Source organism: Megasphaera sp. ASD88 (assembly GCF_002287425.1).
Taxonomy (GTDB): Bacteria; Bacillota; Negativicutes; order Veillonellales; family Megasphaeraceae; genus Megasphaera; species Megasphaera stantonii.
Genome location: NZ_NQXW01000003.1, coordinates 1 through 17,422 on the forward strand (window position 1 = coordinate 1; position 17,422 = coordinate 17,422).

General features: G+C 55.1%; 15 protein-coding genes. 14 read left to right on the forward strand and 1 reads right to left on the reverse strand.

Annotated features, from left to right (window positions below; translation table 11 throughout):
- Positions 1-113: 113 nt before the first annotated feature.
- The 8 genes from CJ260_RS03000 (at position 114) to CJ260_RS03035 (ending at position 10,190) form a co-directional block, all read left to right on the forward strand.
- Positions 114-482, forward strand: a complete 369-nt coding sequence (locus CJ260_RS03000) for an ACT domain-containing protein (RefSeq protein WP_255378465.1) — start codon at positions 114-116, stop codon at positions 480-482.
- 32 nt (positions 483-514) lie between these two features.
- Complete coding sequence (locus tag CJ260_RS03005; protein ID WP_095629129.1) at positions 515-1,801, forward strand: homoserine dehydrogenase; 1,287 nt, start codon at positions 515-517, stop codon at positions 1,799-1,801.
- A gap of 2 nt (positions 1,802-1,803) precedes the next feature.
- Positions 1,804-2,721 (forward strand): homoserine kinase, encoded by a 918-nt coding sequence (thrB, locus tag CJ260_RS03010; protein WP_095629130.1) that lies wholly within the window; start codon positions 1,804-1,806, stop codon positions 2,719-2,721.
- Positions 2,718-3,548 (forward strand): NAD(+) diphosphatase, encoded by an 831-nt coding sequence (gene nudC / locus CJ260_RS03015; RefSeq protein ID WP_095629131.1) that lies wholly within the window; start codon positions 2,718-2,720, stop codon positions 3,546-3,548. Before thrB ends, nudC begins: the two co-directional genes overlap by 4 nt.
- Before the next feature lie 568 nt (positions 3,549-4,116).
- Complete coding sequence (locus CJ260_RS03020; protein WP_095629132.1) at positions 4,117-6,780, forward strand: valine--tRNA ligase; 2,664 nt, start codon at positions 4,117-4,119, stop codon at positions 6,778-6,780.
- A 13-nt stretch (positions 6,781-6,793) separates the two neighbouring features.
- Positions 6,794-8,098: a folylpolyglutamate synthase/dihydrofolate synthase family protein gene (locus CJ260_RS03025; protein WP_198947380.1), complete on the forward strand. Its 1,305-nt coding sequence runs from the start codon at positions 6,794-6,796 to the stop codon at positions 8,096-8,098.
- 85 nt (positions 8,099-8,183) lie between these two features.
- A complete protein-coding gene (locus CJ260_RS03030) occupies positions 8,184-9,464 on the forward strand; it encodes an O-antigen ligase (RefSeq protein WP_233127878.1) in 1,281 nt (426 codons plus the stop codon).
- Between the two features lie 87 nt (positions 9,465-9,551).
- The gene (locus tag CJ260_RS03035; RefSeq protein ID WP_087477692.1) at positions 9,552-10,190 is read left to right on the forward strand and encodes a redox-sensing transcriptional repressor Rex; all 639 of its coding nucleotides are present in this window, start codon (positions 9,552-9,554) and stop codon (positions 10,188-10,190) included.
- Positions 10,191-10,250: 60 nt separating this feature from the next.
- Here CJ260_RS03035 and CJ260_RS03040 read toward each other — a convergent pair whose 3' ends face one another.
- Complete coding sequence (locus CJ260_RS03040) at positions 10,251-11,057, reverse strand: transglycosylase domain-containing protein (protein WP_095629133.1); 807 nt, start codon at positions 11,055-11,057, stop codon at positions 10,251-10,253.
- Between the two features lie 194 nt (positions 11,058-11,251).
- Here CJ260_RS03040 and lpxC point away from each other — a divergent pair, with 194 nt between their 5' ends.
- From lpxC to msbA, 6 genes are all read left to right on the forward strand, one after another.
- Positions 11,252-12,085 carry a UDP-3-O-acyl-N-acetylglucosamine deacetylase gene (gene lpxC, locus CJ260_RS03045; protein ID WP_095629134.1) on the forward strand — a complete coding sequence of 278 codons (834 nt, stop codon included), beginning with the start codon at positions 11,252-11,254 and terminating at the stop codon, positions 12,083-12,085.
- A 12-nt stretch (positions 12,086-12,097) separates the two neighbouring features.
- Positions 12,098-12,544 (forward strand): 3-hydroxyacyl-ACP dehydratase FabZ, encoded by a 447-nt coding sequence (gene fabZ / locus CJ260_RS03050; protein WP_087477695.1) that lies wholly within the window; start codon positions 12,098-12,100, stop codon positions 12,542-12,544.
- 190 nt (positions 12,545-12,734) lie between these two features.
- Positions 12,735-13,547 (forward strand): acyl-ACP--UDP-N-acetylglucosamine O-acyltransferase, encoded by an 813-nt coding sequence (gene lpxA, locus CJ260_RS03055; RefSeq protein WP_087477696.1) that lies wholly within the window; start codon positions 12,735-12,737, stop codon positions 13,545-13,547.
- Positions 13,548-13,682: 135 nt separating this feature from the next.
- On the forward strand, positions 13,683-14,498 hold the full coding sequence (locus CJ260_RS03060) for an LpxI family protein (RefSeq protein ID WP_087477697.1): 816 nt from the start codon (positions 13,683-13,685) through the stop codon (positions 14,496-14,498).
- A gap of 13 nt (positions 14,499-14,511) precedes the next feature.
- Entirely contained in the window at positions 14,512-15,666 is a 1,155-nt protein-coding gene (gene lpxB / locus CJ260_RS03065; protein ID WP_095629135.1) for a lipid-A-disaccharide synthase, read from the forward strand.
- The gene (msbA, locus tag CJ260_RS03070) at positions 15,653-17,404 is read left to right on the forward strand and encodes a lipid A export permease/ATP-binding protein MsbA (protein ID WP_087477699.1); all 1,752 of its coding nucleotides are present in this window, start codon (positions 15,653-15,655) and stop codon (positions 17,402-17,404) included. The genes lpxB and msbA overlap by 14 nt, the downstream gene beginning before the upstream one ends.
- Positions 17,405-17,422: the final 18 nt, after the last annotated feature.

The following is a 17,422-nucleotide window of genomic DNA, read 5'->3' on the forward strand; positions in this document are numbered from 1 at the left end:
ATAGAGTAAGATGATGATAGTGGCACATAGGTTTCCTCCGAGATATAGATTTTGTTTGGTAGCATTATTATATCAGAAACCTATGTGTCATTTTTTATAGGTGTTGCACTTGTATTGTAAATTCGCCGCATAATCAGAAGACGACGATCAACGAAGCGGTGCGCCTTATGGACTTGAGCCGCAGCGCCTACTATAAGTATAAGGATTACGTCTTTCCCTTCCATGATGTAACACAAGGGCGCGTCGTGACGATTTCTCTTATGGTATTGGACAAGCCAGGCGAGTTGTCGCAGATATTAAATGCCGTAGCGGAAAGCAACTGCAGTATCCTGACGATTAATCAGGGCATTCCGCTGCAGGGTATTGCCGATGTCAGCATTTCCATTGAAACGAAGGAAATGACCATTGCCGTCGATGATTTGATTAAACGGCTGGAAGATCTGTCCGGCGTCCGCAAGGTAGAAATCATCGGCCAGGCGTGAGAATATAGACAAGATTCAGAAGGGGGATTATTATGAAAAAAGTGTCGATTGCATTATTGGGGTGCGGTACCGTTGGAAAAGGCGTCATCGATTTGCTGGCCATGAACGGCCCGCTGATTGAAGAACAGCTCGATACGGAAATTACGATTAAGCGCGTCTTGATTCGGGATATGCCGAAATATGAACAGATGGAATTGCCTGACGATATTTTGCTTACGACGGACTTTGCCGATATCGTCAACGATGACGAAATAGAGATTGTCGTTGAAGTCATGGGCAGCGCCGATTTTGCCAAGGACTGCATTGAGCAGTGCTTCAAAAAAGGCAAGAGCGTAGTCAGCGCCAACAAGGACCTCATTGCCGATTACGGTATGCCTTTGCTGAAGATGGCTAAGGAATGCAACGTAGACTTCCAGTTTGAAGCCAGCGTCGCCGGCGGGATTCCCATCGTGCGGCCTATGTACTCCTCTCTCAACAGCAATACGATGGAAGAAATCATCGGCATCATGAACGGCACGACAAACTATATTTTGTCGAATATGACCGATACGGGCATGTCCTATGAAACGGCGCTGAAGGAAGCTCAGGAAAAGGGCTATGCCGAAGCGGATCCGACGAACGACGTCAGCGGCTACGACGCAGGACGTAAAATCGCCATATTGGCCACGCTGGGCTTCCATTCGGCTCTTACCTTTAATGACGTATCTGTCGAAGGGATTGAAAACATCGCCCAGGAAGACATTCAGCATGCCCGGGAAATGGGCTACGTCATTAAGCTGCTGGCTATCGCCCGCCAGGATGGGGACGGCATATCCTTGAATGTCCATCCGGCCTTTATCCGCAAGGGCCACCCGCTGGCCAACGTCGGCGGCGCGTACAACGCCGTATACGTCCGCGGTAACTGCGTAGGCGACGTCATGTTCTACGGTCAGGGCGCAGGGTCCCTTCCGACGGCCAGCGCCGTCGTCAGCGACGTCATGAACGTCATTCTCCACTGCAACATCAACATTACAGGCAGCCGCGATTTCGTATGGCACGACCCGAAGCTGAAGCCGCAGGACTCGATTTGCGCACCTTATTACCTGCGCATGGTCGTAGACAATGCGCCCGGCGTATTGTCCAGCATTTCCGCTGTCTTGGCGCAGCATAAAATTAGTATCCGCTCTTTGATCCAGAAAGATGAGACGACGGAAATCGCCGAAATCGTCATCTTGATCGACAGCTCGGCAGCCGGCTTGGTGAACCAATCCTTGAAGGAAATTGAAGAGCTGGCCTGCGTCCGCAAGATTGCCAATGCGATCCGCGTTATCGAGGTATAATTATGACGACAAGAACACTGCACGTGCAGGTGCCGGCCACATCGGCGAATCTCGGTTCGGGATTCGACGCCGTCGGCATCGCTCTCAACTATTTCAACGAAATATATTTTACAGAAGATGATAAAGAGTTTATTTCCGTAGAAATCGAAGGCTTGGGAAAGGGTGAAATTCCCGAAACCTTTGCCGATAATATGGTCGGCCAGGCTATGGAACGGGCCGCCGCATACAACGGCGGGGCCCTGCCTAAAGGCGGCGCAGTGAAGCTCGTCAACCGCATCCCGCCGGGACGGGGCATGGGCAGCAGCTCGTCGGCCATTATCGGCGGCATCCTCATCGGCGACGCCTTGACGGGCTCCAAGATGAGCAGGGAAGACATGCTGTCCCTGGCTACGGAAATCGAAGGTCATCCGGACAACGTCGCGCCGGCCTTGCTGGGAGGCCTGACGATTTCTATTATGGACGGCGGCAAGACCATGACCAACGTCGTGCCTGTCGGAGATGATTTATCCTTCATTACCGTATCTCCCGACGTGGAAGTATTTACGGAAGACGCCCGCGCCGTTCTGCCTAAGGAAATCGCCTATAAGGACGCCGTGTTCAACGTGAGCCGCGTCAGCTTCCTCGTCTCGTCCCTCGTCACGAAGCAGTACGATCGGCTGCAATACGGCCTGCAGGATAAGCTCCACGTGCCGTACCGCATCGGCCTCATTCCCGGCGGAGAGTCTGTCCTGAAAGCAGCCGAAGACGCCGGCGCCCTGGGTGCGACGATCAGCGGCTCCGGCTCGACGCTCATCGCCTTTGCCGTAGAAAACGAACAGGCGATTATGGAAGCTATGATGAACGAATTCAAGATACGGGGCATCGACTCGGAAGGCCATATCTTGAAATGCTGGAACGAGGGAGCGCAGATTCTCCCATGATACAAGACATAGCGCCTCATCAATACCATACGGAATACAACCCTGTCCCCGTCCAGGACGACAGCGTGATTCTCGCTTATCGGGGCCGGACCGTCTTAGTGCGGCTGGAAGGAGAGGACAAGTCCTTTTCCTATCCGACCTATGCCGATATGGCCGACGTGCCGGCAGAACGCTTTCGCTGGCTGTTCCGTGAAGACGACATCAATTATTTTTTAGCCTTGGAAGACATTCCGGAAGGCAAGGGCTTTGCCTATATATCCATCAACTTCATGCGCGCCGCCCGGCCCCGCTTTCAGGCCTTCGCCGGCGTGGCCGGACTGTCTCTGCATAACTGGTACAGTAATCATCGCTTCTGCGGCCAGTGCGGCCGTCCGATGGCCCACAGCGACGCCGAACGCATGGTGTACTGCGGCCATTGCCATACGATGATTTATCCGCGCATCTGCCCGGCTGTCATCGTTGCCGTGCGCAACGGAGATAAGCTCCTCGTATCGACCTACGCTGGCCGGGAATATACTCGGGCCGCTCTTATCGCCGGCTTTGCCGAAGTGGGCGAGACGATTGAGCAGACCGTTCATCGCGAAGTCATGGAGGAAGTAGGCGTTAAGGTCAAGAACCTCCGCTTCTACAAGAGCCAGCCCTGGTGCTTCACTGACACCCTCTTATTTGGTTTTTTCTGCGATCTGGACGGCGACGAAACCCTGCGCGTCGACCATCACGAGCTGGCCACGGCTCAGTGGGTAGAACGGCGCGACCTGCCGGACGACCCGGAACAGGCCAGCCTGACCATGGAAATGATTACCTTGTTTAAGCAGGGGAAGATGTAATGCCGTAGACATTTAACGCGTTTTCCGCAGTGCTGACTTCATAAGGATAACTTATTTTTTGCAGATATTGCCGCAGGGAATAGGTTATCCTTTTTGAATGCAAGGAATGGAAAGAAGGAAGTACGCCTTGCTTGAGCGATGCGGATTAAGGTATGTCTTGCGAGCGGTTAAAGGTCAGTAATTTTTATGTACAGCATGTGAAACGAAGTAAATTATTTGTTAGACTGGATGTCTGATTAAAAGGGGACGATGGAAAAATCATTGACAAGACTTTGTAAACTTGTTAGAATATTTATCAACACAAAAGCGATGAGCGGAAGAAGCTGCATGGCGCTATGGCAGAGAGGTGCCGGATTGGTGCGAAGGCATTCATAGCGAAGGCGGCGCGTCACCCGTGAGCCGGCAGGAGGAAAGGCCTGCCCGGATTGCAGCCGTTATTTGCATGATGAAGGGGCTTCGGCCGAGCCGGGGCAATTTAGGTGGTACCGCGGAAGATACAGCGTTCTTTCGTCCTAAGAGAGCTTAGGACGAAGGGGCGCTCTTTTTTATGGTTACAGGAGGGTTTGCAATGAAGTGGAACAAGGAAAGCTTAGGAACGTATTCGCCGAACGACATTGAAATGAAATGGTATGATTTCTGGGAACAAAACGGGTATTTTCATCAGGACGCCGATCCGTCGAGAAAGCCCTTCAGCATCGTCATGCCGCCGCCGAACGTCACGGGGCAGCTGCACATGGGCCATGCCCTGGACAATACGCTGCAGGATATTCTCGTCCGGTTTAAGCGCATGGAAGGCTATAACGTCGCCTGGATTCCGGGGACGGACCATGCCGGCATCGCCACGCAGGTAAAGGTAGAACAGCAGCTGGCCAAGGAAGAAGGCAAGACGCGCTACGATATTGGCCGCGAAGAATTTTTGAAACGCGTATGGGCCTGGAAGGAACAATACGGCAATCGCATCGAACAGCAGGTCCGCCGTTTGGGCTCGTCGTGCGACTGGAGCCGCAAGCGCTTTACCATGGACGATATCTGCGCCCGCGCCGTCCGCGAAGTATTCGTGTCTCTTTATGAAAAGGGCCTGATTTATCAGGGCCAGCGCATTACGAACTGGTGCCCTCACTGCCATACGGCCTTGAGCGATATCGAAGTCGACCATTCGGACGTACAGGGCCATTTGTGGTATGTCAAATACCCCGTCGTCGGCGAAGACGACTACATCATGATCGCCACGACCCGCCCGGAAACGATCATGGGCGATACGGCCGTCGCCGTAAACCCTGAAGACGAACGGATGAAGAAGTTTATCGGCAAAAAGGTCGTCATCCCTCTCGTAAACCGCGAAGTCGAAGTCATTGCCGACGACTACGTCGACATCGGATTCGGTACAGGCGCCGTAAAGATTACGCCGGCCCACGACCCGAACGACTTTGAAATGGGCCAGCGCCACAACCTGGAATCCATTATGATCATGAACCTCGACGGCACGATGAATGCCGAAGCCGGCGCGAAGTACGAAGGCATGACCCGCGAAGACTGCCGCAAGGCTGTCGTCGCCGATTTGGAAGAACTGGGCCTGCTGGATCACGTCGAAGAATTGAATCACGCCGTCGGCCACTGCTCGCGCTGCAAGACGACAGTCGAACCGTTCTCGACGAAGCAGTGGTTCGTCAAGATGAAGCCCCTTACGACGGCTGCCTTGAAAGCCGTCGCCGATAAGGAAACGCAGTTTGTGCCGGACCGCTTCGTCAAGACCTACAATCACTGGCTGGAAGACGTCCACGACTGGTGCATTTCCCGCCAGCTCTGGTGGGGCCATCAGATTCCGGCCTGGTACTGCGACGACTGCGGCGAAACGTCGGTCAGCCGTACTGATTTGACGGAATGCCCGCACTGCCACAGCAAGCATATCCATCAGGACCCGGACGTCCTCGATACGTGGTTCAGCTCGGCCCTGTGGCCCTTCTCGACGATGGGCTGGCCCGACACGACGGAAGATATTAAGCAGTTCTTCCCGACGAGCGTCCTCGTCACGGGCTACGACATCATCTTCTTCTGGGTAGCCCGCATGATGTTTACGACGTGCGAATTCATGAAGGACGTCCCGTTCCGCCACGTATTCATCCACGGCCTCGTCCGCGACAGCCAGGGCCGCAAGATGAGCAAGTCCCTGGGCAACGGCATCGATCCCTTGGGCGTATGCGAAGAGTACGGCGCCGACGCCCTGCGCTTTACCCTCGTGACGGGCAATACGCCGGGCAACGACATGCGTTTCTACATGGAACGGGTCGAAGCGAACCGCAACTTTGCCAATAAGATTTGGAATGCTTCCAAGTTCGTCATCATGAACTTGACGGATTACGACGAAACCTTCGTGCCCGAAGAATCGGACTTGACCCTGGCCGACCGCTGGATTTTGACCTCCTTCAACGACACGGTCCGCAAGGTGACGGCTGATTTCGACAACTTCGAATTGGGCGACGCCGCCGACGCCGTATACAACTTCATTTGGAACTCCTACTGCGACTGGTACATCGAGCTGGCGAAGCAGCGCCTGTACAAATCCGACGACGAACGGAGCAAGCGGACTGTACAGTATGTCCTCGTATACGTCCTGACGCACACGCTGGAAATGCTCCATCCCTTCATGCCCTTCGTTACGGAGCACCTGTGGCAGCACCTGCCGCACGAAGGGGAAAGCCTCATCGTAGCGCCGTGGCCGCAGGCTCAGTCCCAGTGGGATTTCGCCGCCGATGCCGCGACGATGAATACGCTCATGGAAGCGATCAAGGGCATCCGCAACATGCGCGCCGAATCGAACGTGCCCATGGGCAAGAAGGCTCCGGTCATCATGGCTCCTGCGACGGACGATATGGCCAAGACCTTGAAGACCTACGAAACATACTTCCATACGCTGGCCTTCGCCGACCACGTAACCTTGCTGGCTCCGGGCGAAGCGAAGCCGGAAAACGCCGTCGTAACGGTCGTGCCGGGCATCGAAGTATACCTCCAGCTCAAGGATTTGATCGACGTCGAAAAAGAAACGGCCCGCGTCCATAAGGAACAGGAAAAGATGGGTAAAGAAATCGAACGCCTCAACAAAAAGCTGTCCAACCAGGGCTTCTTAGCCAAGGCGCCGGCAGACGTCGTAGAAAAGGAAAAGGCCAAGTTAGCCGATTATACGGAAAAGATGGCCGCTCTCACGAAGCGTCTGGAAGATTTGGCAAAACTCTAAAAGAAGGCATAGTATGACCTACGAAGAAGCGATATATTATTTGGAACATGCCAGCCAATTCGGCATCCAAATGGGGCTCGGGCGCATTCGGGAACTCCTGAAGCGCCTGGACAATCCCCAGATGAAATATAAGACCGTCCATGTGACGGGGACGAATGGCAAGGGTTCCGTTACGGCTATGATCGCCAGCGCCCTGTGCTGTGCCGGCATCCGGACGGGCCGGTACACGTCGCCCCATCTGGAAGACTATACGGAGCGAATCCACGTCGACAGGGAAGACATCAGCCGGGAGGCCTTCGCCGAAGCCGTAGACGTCGTGTCCCAGGCCGTGGAAGCTATGGTAGCCGACGGCGTGGAACGGCCGACGGAATTTGAAATGATTACGGCAGCGGCCTTCTGGCACTTTGCCAAGGTCGGCGTGGAATACGCCGTCGTCGAAGTGGGCTTAGGCGGCCTTCTCGATTCGACGAATGTCGTCGTGCCGGAAGTATCGGTCATTACCAACGTGGCAATGGACCACATGAAGTACTGCGGCAATACGATAGAAGAAATCGCCGTCCAGAAGGCCGGCATCATCAAGGAAGGCGTGCCCGTCGTGACGACGGCGGAAGAACCGGCCTTGTCGGTTATCGCCCGCAAGGCCTATGAAATGAAGAGCCGCCTCTACGCTCTGGACCGCAGCTTCGACGTCGTAGGCAACGCCGGGCCGGCCGATCCGGCCGTCGGGCAGATGGTGACGGTGAGAGAGCGGTATGGCCGCGATATTACGGCGACGATTCCCCTCATGGGCAAGCACCAGCGCGTCAACTGCGCCGCCGCCGTCATGGCCCTGCTGCGTATTGCCAGCCGTGAAAAGCGGCTGACCCGCACGGCTCTGGAACGAGGCCTGGCGCAGGTACGGTGGCCGGGACGGTTTCAGGTGCTGCGCTGCGGCGGCGTCGACGTCGTCATCGACGGGGCCCACAACCCGGCCGGCATAGATACGTTCTGCAAGACCTACGACGATGTCTTCGGCACGCGGAAGAGAGTATTTCTCTTTTCCGTGCTGGCCGATAAAGACTACACCCACATGGTGCAGGAATTGTTCCATGAAGACGATTATGTCGTCTGTGCGCCGGCTCCGACGCCGCGGACGGCGGACCCGCGGCAGATGGCGGCTATGCTGCCGTGCCGTGCCGACTGGGCGGACTCTCTGGACGCCGGGCTGGACAAGGCCTTTGCCGCCGTGAAGGACGGAGAGGTCCTGTGCATCGTCGGTTCCCTGTATATCCAGGGCGACGTGCGGCGGTATTTGCGGAAGCATTACCGGCAGGAATAAGGGGAGGATTTTGTCCGGCCCAGGCCGGAGCGCTCTAGACCCCTTGTGTTATTTTTAGTATAATACAAGGCAAAGGAGCGATATCATGAACCCCGTGATGAATCAATATAAGATGAGCAGTCCCGCAGAACGGGCACGCCTCCGCGTGGTGTATGCCCTTCTGGGGACTGTCTTTTTTATGCCGGTCAATCTCATCGCCATGGAGATATGCCTGGCCCTGGCCGTCGTCTTTGCCGCCTTCTGCGGCTGGAAATACGGATTCGGCCCGGCGCCGTCCATTCCCCTGCTCGTGCCGGCGGCAGGCTTTTGCTTTGCGGCCCTGCTGTCCCTCGTCGGCTCGCCTCACGGGCTGATGGGATTTGCCTTTTATTGCTTTACCATCGTGCAATACGCCTTGTTGTATATGCTGGTCATCTTCTTCGTACGCGGCCAGGCCGAACGCCATCTGCTGCTGACGGGGCTGTTCGTCAGCGCCGCCGTGGTCTGCCTGTACGGATTGTACCAGTACGCCCACATGCTGACGCTGGGAGAGGCGGCGTGGGTCGATAACTCGGCCTTTCCCCTCCTGCAGCGCCGCATGTATTCGACGCTGTACAATCCCAACTTGCTGTCGGCTTTTCTCCTCATGGTCATGGGGGCTGCGGCTTCGATGACCATCTGCACCGGCCATCGGGCGCACCGCTGGCTGTACGTCGGCTTATTTGCCGCCTTGTCCCTGTGCCTGATCCTGACGTATTCCCGCGGCGCATGGCTCAGCGCGGCGGCGCTGGTGCTGTTCTTCGGCTTTGTCTGGGATAAGCGGCTGTGGGCCCTGTTTCTCCTCGTGCCGCCGGTGCTGCTGTTTTACCGCGGCGGCGTAACGAATCGGCTTATGTCGATTTTTTCGTACAGCGAAGCCGATACGTCTGTATCCATGCGCCTGGACATGTGGAACGGCGCGCTGGAAATGCTGGGAGACCATCCCGTCCTGGGCATCGGCTGGGGAGCTTTTAAGTATATGTATCCCGTGTACAACGAGTTTATTCAGCAGGCCGGCATTACGATTTATCACGCTCACAATATGTTTTTCAACATTGCGGCGGAGACGGGGCTGGCAGGATTTTTCTTCTTCCTGTGGTTTTTCCTGGGCTGCGGGTGGTACGGACTAAAGGTTTTGCGGCGCGGCGGTTTGTCCCATTTCGACCGGGCCGCGGCCATGACGATGAGCGCCGCCGTCATATCGCAGGCCGTATGCGGGTTAGGAGATTATGATTTATTTAGTACCCAAATTTCACTTACTTTTTGGCTGCTATGCGGCATATTTTCTAATATGTTCATTGATATTCAAAAAAATAAGAAAAAAAGTTTGCGAAATAATTCACAATGATATATAATATTCGTATGGGTGTTATAAAGAATTATAATGGCGTGTTATAGCTGAAAAGAATAGATTGAATTTTGGGAGGATTTTTCTATGAGACAAAAAAAGGCTATATCAGATGCCGTCATCGAAAGATTGCCCTTGTATTACAGAGATTTATTGTTATTGCAAGATGCAGGGATTGATATTATATCGTCCGAGAAATTAGGTGAACGGCTGGGCATTACGCCGGAACAGATCCGCAAGGATTTGACGTGTTTCGGCGCGTTTGGAAAGAAAGGCGTAGGGTATTACGTCAGCGAGCTGTGTCAGCAGATCGTGGAAATCATCGGGCTGCAGCAGCATTGGAAAATCGGCATTGCCGGCATCGGCCATCTGGGCTGGGCCTTGGCTAACTATAAGACCTTCGGACGCCTGGGATTCCGTACGGCCGGCCTGTTCGACGTCGACCACCGGATTATCGGACAGAACGTCGGCGGCGTCGTCGTCACGCCTATTGCCGACATGAAGGACGTCATCCGGAAGGAAGGCATTCAAATCGGCATCATTACGACGCCTGCCGCCGTCGCGCAGCAGGTGGCGGACCAAATGGTGGAAGCGGGCATTCAGGGGATTTTTTCCTTCGCGCCCCTGCGCCTCACCGTGCCGGACAATATCTTCGTATTCCGCGAAGACCTGTCCATCGGCCTGAGCCGCATTTCCTATTATTTGACCAATAAAAAAGAAGACTGACCGTCCTGCGGGAACGTAAGAGAGCCCGGCGCCGATGCGCCAGGCTCTTTTGATGTTGGATTAATTTGTTTCGCTGCAGTCTCCGCTGAGTCCCAGGTCGTCGCGATAGGCCTGCGTGGCCTGGCTGGCAGAGATATAGCCTTGCTCGGCCATGAGAGCCAGGACGACTTGCTGCCGCTTGCGGGCGGCGTCGTAGTGTTCCAGGGGATTATAATAGGTCGGAGCCTGCAGCAGTCCGGCCAGCATAGACGACTGGGACAGGCGCAGCTCGTCGGGGCCGATGCCGTAATAGGTACGGCACGCTTCGTAGAGGCCCGTGGCGTTGGCGCCAAAATAAGCCGTATTAAGATAAATTTCCAATATGTCGTCCTTGCTGTAGTAGTGCTCCAGCAGAAAGGCCAGTATGACTTCCTGCACCTTGCGGCTCAGCGTTCGTTCGTGGGACAGGAATACGTTTTTGACGACCTGCTGGCTGATGGTGCTGCCGCCTTCTACGGTTTCGCCGGAATAGAGGTTGACTGCGGCGGCGCGGATGATGCCGATAGGGTCGATGGCCCCGTGGCTGTAAAACCGCCGGTCCTCCGTGGCGATGACGGCCTGGCGCAGGGACTGCGGTACGATGTTGATGGACACGTACATGGGAATACGGGCCATCTTGGCATCCATGGCCTCTTCAAAGTGGAGATAGACGTAAGCCTTTTCTTCCAGCGGTTTCAGCGGCGTCAGCCAGGACGATATAAACGATGCCGGCGCGGAACGTTCCGTGCGGCCTCCCGTATCCGGGCCGGAAATGAAGTCGGCAATCAGATTCCAGGAGCTGCAGGCGGCGAAGGCCAGCAAAAAGACGAGCAGTAATTTTTTCTTCATAATACCTCCATGATTCCTTATTATACCATAAGTCGGGCCGGACGAGGCAATACGGAGGCAGAAATGTGGGGCAGCGAGGGCGGATCGGCGCGATTTCTGCGGCTGCGAGTATTGGCAAGTCCCCTGTAAATAATGTATAATAATTTAGTATGGGAAACTATGTTATTTCTAACAAGAGAAAGGAGGGCATATTTATGTCTAATGTGGCGCAAACTACCTTGGCGAAGTCCGTATCGTACAGCGGTATCGGCCTGCACGCGGCCGAGGAAGTCCACATGGTGCTGTGCCCTGCTCCGGCTAATACAGGCATTGTATTCATCCGTACCGACTTGCCGGGCCGTCCGTCCGTAAAGGCCCATTTGTCCAATGTGACCAATACGATGCGGGCGACGACGCTGGAAGACGGCGAAGCGAAGGTGTTTACGGTAGAGCATGTATTGTCGGCGTTGAACGGATTGCAAATAGATAACTGCATCATAGAAATGGATTCGGCAGAGCCGCCCGTAGCGGACGGCAGCAGCCTGAATTTCGTCGAACTTATCGAACAGGCCGGCGTGAAGGAGCTGGACGAGGCGCGGCGGGAATTGGTCGTGCGCCGGCAGCATCTCGTGCAGGAAGACGATAAGTTCATCGCCATCGTGCCGTACGACGGCTTCCGCATCACCTTTACGTCCATCAACCCCCATCCGCTGCTGGGCGTGCAGTTTTTCGACGCGGAAATCACCAAGGAGTCCTATGTGAAGGAAATCGCCTACGCCCGCACCATCGCCTTTACGGAAGAGCTGGAAATGATGAAGAAGCTGGGATTAGGCAAGGGCGGCACCCTGGAAAACGTCGTCGTATACGACAAGGAGGAATGCCTGTCGGTACCTCGCGTCGACGACGAGCTGGTACGCCATAAGGTGCTGGATATCATCGGAGACATGGCAATGATCGGCCGTCCCCTGAAGGGGCATATCATTGCCGTAAAATCAAGCCATAAATTGAACAGTCTTCTGACGAATAAAATTGCGGAAGAATTAGATTAAGGAGGAATTCATATGATTTTGGAAGTAACGGATATTATGGAAATTTTGCCTCATCGCTATCCTATGCTGCTCGTAGACCGCATCATTGAGCTGGAACCGATGAAATACGCTATCGGCATTAAGAACGCGACGTTCAACGAACTGTTTTTCCAGGGCCACTTCCCGGGCCAGCCGGTTATGCCGGGCGTGCTGCTGGCGGAAGCCATGGCCCAGGTCGGCGGCGTCACGCTGCTCTATCCGGAAGAAAACCGCGGCCTGATTCCGTATTTTACGGGCATCGACAAGCTGCGCTTCCGTCACCCCGTCCATCCGGGCGATCAGGTCATCATGCGCGCCGATATTGAAAAGATCAAAGGCCGCATGGGCAAGGTAAAAGCGCAGTGCCACGTAGGCGACACCCTTTGCGCCGAAGGCGAATACTTATTCGCTCTCATGCCGGGTCAGAACAGCAAGAAATAATTTTATTGCATTTTTGTCGGATGTAAGAGAAAAACGGCGAAAATGGGAGATAGGTAAATAAAATGTGCTGTTTTTAAAGTGAAAAAGAGGGCATATTTTTCTTTTTGACATACGACTATATACCGTAGAGAGGGATTAATTTAAACAAGCTCCTGCTGTGGCGGCGGCAGGAACGCGAGGAGTGACTTGAATGACCGAGGAAAAAGAAACTATGCGGCAAAGCATAATACATCCAACGGCTGTTATAGATCCGGCGGCGCAGATCGGCGCCGGCGTAAAAATTGGCCCTTATGCCGTGATTGGCCCGAACGTCGTCATCGGCGACGGCACGGAAATTATGGCTCATGTTACGATCGACGGCTGGACGAGAATCGGCAAGAACTGCCGGTTCTTCCCCAGCGCGTCCATCGGCTCGGAACCGCAGGATTTGAAATTTAAAGGCGAAAAAAGCTATGTCATCATCGGCGACCGCTCCGTATTCCGCGAATTCGTAACGGTCAGCCGCGCTACGGGCGAAGAAGAGGAAACGCGGATCGGCAACGACTGCCTGTTCCAGGCGTGCACCCATGTCGCCCATAACTGCATTATCGGCAATAACGTCATCATGAGCAACTGCGCCGGCTTGGCCGGCCACGTCGTCGTAGAAGACCGCGTCGTTATCGGCGGCATCGCCGGCGTGCATCAATTCGTCAAGATCGGCAGAAACAGCATGATCGGCGGCTTAGCCAAAGTCGTGCAGGATATTCCGCCCTTCGTCATCGCCGACGGCCAGCCGGCGCGCTGCATCGGCCTGAACAGCGTAGGCCTGTCGCGCGCGGGGATTCCTGAAAACGTGCGGCGCGAGCTGAAAAAGGCCTTCCGCCTGCTCTACCGTTCCGGCTTGAACTTAGGCCAGGCGATTGCCGAAATGGAACAGGAGCTGGACAGCTCGGAAGAAGTTGAACATTTTCTCCGGTTCCTCCGCAATGCTGATCGGGGCATTTGCCGGGGCACGAAAGACTGACGGATACGAAAAAGGAGGGAGATGCGTTCTCGCCTCCTTTTTTTCTTGTAATATGTGCTGTATTACTGACATACGGCGCATTTTTTTGTATAATATAAAAATGGATATTTTATTCATTTGTAAGGGTGATACGCAATGGAAAAAGTCGGATTGTTCGCTGGCGTAGGCCAGCTGCCTGTAGAATTTATGCGCGCCGCCAAGATGCTGGGCCATGAAGTTGTAGTCATCGCCGTCGTCGACGGCGTAGCGCCGGAGTTGGAGCAAGAAGCCGACGCTTACTACGCCATCAACGTGGCCAAGCTGGATAAGGTCATTAAGACCATGAAAAAGGAAGGCGTGACCAAGGTCACGATGATCGGCAAGGTTACGAAGGAAATCCTGTTCAAGGGGCTGAAATTCCCTGACTTGCGGGCTATTAAGCTGCTGGCAAAGCTCCGCAACCGCAAGGACGATACGATTATGCTGGCGATTGTCGAAGAAATCGAAAAGGACGGCATTGAAGTCGTCGACCAGACGCTGTACCTCAAGCCGCTCATGCCGCCGACGGGCGTGCTGACGAAGCGCCGGCCTACTCCGGAAGAAGAGGACGATATCCGCTTCGGTTTCGTCACGGCAAAAGCCATGGGCGGCATGGATATCGGCCAGACTGTCGTCGTAAAAAACAAGGCCGTCATGGCTGTCGAAGCCATTGAAGGCACGGACGCCTGTATCCGCCGCGGCGGCGAGCTGGGACGGGGAAAATCGGTCGTCGTAAAGGTCGCCAAGCCGAATCAGGACGTGCGGTTCGACGTGCCGGCCGTAGGCAAGCAGACCATTCAATCCATGCTGGACAGCGGCTGCACCGTCCTGGCGATGGAAGCGGAACGGACCTTGTTTGTGGAACAGGAAGAGGTCTTGAAGCTGGCCAATGCCCACGATTTGTGCATCTGCGCCGTAGATAAGACGTTCTGACAGAGGAGTTTTCATGAAAATCATGTTTTCCGCCGGCGAAGCGTCCGGCGATATGCACGGCGCCAACTTAGCGAAAGCCCTGCGGGAACTGGACCCCAGCGTAGAATTGCTGGGCATGGGCGGAGCCCGTATGGAAGAGGCCGGTGTAAACATCATATATGATATTAAAAATCTGGGATTTATCGGCGTAGGCGAAATTCTGCGCAAGATTCCCTTTTTCTTCCGTCTCCGCGATTTTCTCATCCGGAAGATGAAGGAAGAAAAACCGGATTTGCTGGTCTGCATCGATTATCCCGGCTTTAATATGCAGCTCATCAAGAAGGCCAAGGCTGCCGGCATTACCGTCGTCTATTACATCTTGCCGACGATCTGGGCCTGGCACAAGAGCCGGGGCCATACGATTGCCAAGTATTCCGATTTGGCTATTTCCCTGTTTCCCTTTGAGGCGGACATGTATAAGGCCATGGGGACGAACGTCGTCTATGCGGGCCATCCCCTTCTCGACTCGGTCCATCCGTCTATGAGCCGCGGCGAAGCGGAGGCCTTTTTCGGCCTGGATGCCAGCAAGAAGACGATACTGCTCATGCCGGGCAGCCGGATGCAGGAAGTGCGGGGATTGCTGCCGGTCATGCTGGAAGGCGTACGGAAGATACAGGAAACGGTGCCCGATGTGCAGTGCCTTTTGCCGCGGGCTTCGACGATCGATACGTCGGTGCTGGAAGAGATCATAGGGGAGCATGATGTTCCCGTCACGATCGGTGAGAATACCCATGTATACGATATGATGCAGGTCAGCACGGCGGCTATTGCCGCCTCGGGGACGGCGACGCTGGAAACGGCCCTCATGAAGGTGCCTACCCTTTTGGTGTACCGCGTGGCGCCCCTTACGTACTGGCTGTCGAAAGTATTAGTTCACATAGAAAATATCGGCCTTCCCAATATCATCATGGGGCGGCGCATCATGCCGGAGCTGTGGCAGGACGACGTGACGCCTGAGGGCATCGCCAGTGTCGTCGCGCCGTTATTGCACGATGCCGGGCGCTGGGAACAGCTGCGGGACGCCATGGCCGACGTAGGCCGCACCATGGGCGAAGCCGGCTCCGTACGCCGCATCGCCCGGACGATATTACATTTTGCTAAGGAGAACCATCCGAATGAAGCAATATAACAGCTGGCAAAGCTATAAACGTTTGTTGAGGTTTATTACGCCGTATAAAAAACGCCTCGTCGTAGCCGTTATTTGTATGGCCTTTTCCGGCGCGAGCAACGTCGTCGTGCCGTGGCTGATTAAAGACGTTATCGATAAGGTATTGGCGAATAAGGATATTTATACGCTCAACCTCATCGTCATCAGTATTTTGGTATTGTTCCTCCTGCGCGGCTTTTTCTATTTCGGCGAACGCTACCTCATGAGCTTCGTCGGGCAGCGAATCGTAAACGACATACGGGAGAAGCTGTACCGTCATCTGCAGATTTTATCGCTGTCGTATTTTGACCGCCGCAAGACCGGGAATATCATGAGCAACCTGACGAACGATGTCACGGCGCTGCAGACGGCCATTGCCGGCAACCTGATATCCTTCGTGCAGGAATCGGTCATCCTCATCGGCTCCCTCGTTTCGATGCTGGTGCTGAACTGGAAGCTGACCCTGCTGACCCTGGTCATCGTGCCCCTCGTCGTCGTGACGATCAACGTATTCGGCAAGCGATTGCGCCGGGCCGGCCACGAAGTGCAGGGCAAGATGGCCGATATTACGGCCCTTTTGGAAGAGGCCATTTCCGGCATCCGCATTATCCGTTCCTTTAACCGCGAGGCCTTTGAAATCAAACGGTTCGTCAAGCAGAACGACAACAACTTCTGGGCCCTCATGAAGACGACGCGGCTGACGGCTATGCTGACGCCGTTCATTCAGTTTTTTGCAGCCATCGCCATTACGGGGATTATCTGGTACGGCGGCATGAGCGTCATCGACGGCGATATGACGGCCGGCGAGCTCATCGCCTTCCTGATTTACGCCATCAACCTGGCCAATCCCGTGCGGCGCATCAGCGAAATATACGGCGATATCCAGCGGTCCCTGGCCGCTGCCGACCGGGTATTCGAAACCCTCGACACGGAACCGGACGTCAAAGAAAAGGAAGGCGCCGTCGAATTGCCGCCCGTACAGGGCCACATCGAATTCGACCACATTTCCTTTGCCTATGACGCGGAGCATCCGGCCCTTACGGATTTCAACCTGTCCGTCAAGCCCGGCCAGATCGTAGCCCTCGTCGGACCCAGCGGCGCCGGGAAATCGACGGTGGCCAACTTGCTGCCTCGTTTCTATGACGTGACGAGCGGCCGCCTGACCATCGATGGCGTCGACGTCCGCGACGTGACCTTTTCCTCACTGCGCCAGCAAATCGGCTTGGTGCCGCAGGAGACGATGCTGTTCAACGCGACGGTCCGGGAAAATATCCTTTACGGCCGGCTGGACGCCAGCGACGACGAAATCGTAGCGGCTGCCAAGGCGGCCAACGCCCATGACTTCATCATGAGCCTGCCTCACGGCTATGAATCCATCGTCGGCGACCGGGGCAGCGCTTTGTCCGGCGGCCAGCGCCAGCGCATCGCCATCGCCCGGGCTATCTTGAAGAATCCGCGGATTCTCATCCTCGACGAAGCGACGTCGGCCCTCGATACGGAAAGCGAAAAGATCGTGCAGGCCGCTCTGGACCGCCTGATGGAAGGACGGACGGCCGTCGTCATCGCCCACCGCCTGAGCACGGTGCGCGACGCCGACCATATCGTCGTCATCGACCACGGCCATATCGCCGAAGAAGGAACCCATGAAGAGCTGCTGGCTAAAAAGGGCTTGTATGCGAATTTGTATGCCGTGCAGTTTAAAGATAACGCAGAAGGATAAGATTCATGAAGACAAATA

Excerpts from the sequence above, each read along its gene's own strand:
- CJ260_RS03005 (WP_095629129.1), top strand. The coding sequence starts at position 515 with ATGAAAAAAGTGTCGATTGCATTATTGGGGTGCGGTACCGTTGGAAAA.
- thrB (WP_095629130.1), top strand. The coding sequence starts at position 1,804 with ATGACGACAAGAACACTGCACGTGCAGGTGCCGGCCACATCGGCGAAT.
- nudC (WP_095629131.1), top strand. The coding sequence starts at position 2,718 with ATGATACAAGACATAGCGCCTCATCAATACCATACGGAATACAACCCT.
- CJ260_RS03020 (WP_095629132.1), top strand. The coding sequence starts at position 4,117 with ATGAAGTGGAACAAGGAAAGCTTAGGAACGTATTCGCCGAACGACATT.
- CJ260_RS03025 (WP_198947380.1), top strand. The coding sequence starts at position 6,794 with ATGACCTACGAAGAAGCGATATATTATTTGGAACATGCCAGCCAATTC.
- CJ260_RS03030 (WP_233127878.1), top strand. The coding sequence starts at position 8,184 with ATGAACCCCGTGATGAATCAATATAAGATGAGCAGTCCCGCAGAACGG.
- CJ260_RS03035 (WP_087477692.1), top strand. The coding sequence starts at position 9,552 with ATGAGACAAAAAAAGGCTATATCAGATGCCGTCATCGAAAGATTGCCC.
- CJ260_RS03040 (WP_095629133.1), bottom strand. The coding sequence starts at position 11,057 with ATGAAGAAAAAATTACTGCTCGTCTTTTTGCTGGCCTTCGCCGCCTGC.
- lpxC (WP_095629134.1), top strand. The coding sequence starts at position 11,252 with ATGTCTAATGTGGCGCAAACTACCTTGGCGAAGTCCGTATCGTACAGC.
- fabZ (WP_087477695.1), top strand. The coding sequence starts at position 12,098 with ATGATTTTGGAAGTAACGGATATTATGGAAATTTTGCCTCATCGCTAT.
- lpxA (WP_087477696.1), top strand. The coding sequence starts at position 12,735 with ATGACCGAGGAAAAAGAAACTATGCGGCAAAGCATAATACATCCAACG.
- CJ260_RS03060 (WP_087477697.1), top strand. The coding sequence starts at position 13,683 with ATGGAAAAAGTCGGATTGTTCGCTGGCGTAGGCCAGCTGCCTGTAGAA.
- lpxB (WP_095629135.1), top strand. The coding sequence starts at position 14,512 with ATGAAAATCATGTTTTCCGCCGGCGAAGCGTCCGGCGATATGCACGGC.
- msbA (WP_087477699.1), top strand. The coding sequence starts at position 15,653 with ATGAAGCAATATAACAGCTGGCAAAGCTATAAACGTTTGTTGAGGTTT.